The following is a 362-nucleotide window of genomic DNA, read 5'->3' on the forward strand; positions in this document are numbered from 1 at the left end:
ATATTTTCGTTTATCTGATTTACTTACCACCTTTTTAGACAAACGTTTTGGCGTTCCCATCCAAATATTGCCCTGGTTGTCTTCAATAAGTGTTAAGATTGAGTTATGCGGCAAGCCGTTCTGTTCATTAAAAACCTTAAACGTTTTTGCCTTCTTGTCAAATAGGTTCAGCCCACCCTGTGTACCTATCCAAATTAATCCTCTGCTATCTTCAAGCAGACTCATGATGCTGTTGTTACTGATTGATGATGGATTACTAGCGTCATTTAAATAATGGATAAATCTTCCCGATGTTTTTTCAAGTACATCAAGTCCAAAGCCGGTACCATTCCACATGTTACCTTCCTGGTCTTCCATTAGGG

Annotated in this window: 1 protein-coding gene; it reads right to left on the reverse strand. The window is 38.7% G+C overall.

What is annotated here, in order from left to right:
- A partial coding sequence (locus tag KK060_RS24925; protein WP_302180167.1) for a two-component regulator propeller domain-containing protein occupies positions 1-362 on the reverse strand: 362 nt, incomplete at both ends.

The sequence above is a fragment of the Chryseosolibacter indicum genome, from assembly GCF_018598585.1.
In the GTDB taxonomy this organism is placed as follows: Bacteria; Bacteroidota; Bacteroidia; order Cytophagales; family Cyclobacteriaceae; genus Chryseosolibacter; species Chryseosolibacter indicus.